Origin of the sequence: Rheinheimera marina (assembly GCF_042654345.1) — a bacterium.
GTDB lineage: Bacteria > Pseudomonadota > Gammaproteobacteria > Enterobacterales > Alteromonadaceae > Pararheinheimera > Pararheinheimera marina.
Genome location: NZ_JBHSGB010000023.1, coordinates 1 through 721 on the forward strand (window position 1 = coordinate 1; position 721 = coordinate 721).

Annotated in this window: 1 rRNA gene; it reads left to right on the top strand. The window is 52.8% G+C overall.

Going from position 1 to position 721, the window contains the following annotated elements:
- A 23S ribosomal RNA gene (locus ACFO3I_RS19020) occupies positions 1 to 691 on the top strand; the annotation flags it as partial.
- Positions 692 to 721: the final 30 nt, after the last annotated feature.

Sequence of the window (721 nt, forward strand, 5' to 3'; positions counted from 1 at the left end):
CGGGGTTGGGGACAGTGTCTGGTGGGTAGTTTGACTGGGGCGGTCTCCTCCTAAAGAGTAACGGAGGAGCACGAAGGTTGGCTAAGTACGGTCGGACATCGTACGGTTAGTGCAAAGGCAGAAGCCAGCTTAACTGCGAGACAGACACGTCGAGCAGGTACGAAAGTAGGTCTTAGTGATCCGGTGGTTCTGTATGGAAGGGCCATCGCTCAACGGATAAAAGGTACTCCGGGGATAACAGGCTGATACCGCCCAAGAGTTCATATCGACGGCGGTGTTTGGCACCTCGATGTCGGCTCATCACATCCTGGGGCTGAAGTCGGTCCCAAGGGTATGGCTGTTCGCCATTTAAAGTGGTACGCGAGCTGGGTTTAGAACGTCGTGAGACAGTTCGGTCCCTATCTGCCGTGGGCGTTGGATGATTGATTGGAGTTGCTCCTAGTACGAGAGGACCGGAGTGAACGAACCGCTGGTGTTCGGGTTGTCATGCCAATGGCACTGCCCGGTAGCTATGTTCGGAACGGATAACCGCTGAAAGCATCTAAGTGGGAAGCCGGCCAAGAGATGAGTCATCCCTTGTACCTTGAGTACACAGAAGGGTTGTTGGAGACCACAACGTTGATAGGTGAGATGTGGAAGCGCAGTGATGTGTTAAGCTAACTCATACTAATTGCCCGTGAGGCTTAACCATACAACGCCCAAGATGTTTTAGGTTTGTGAA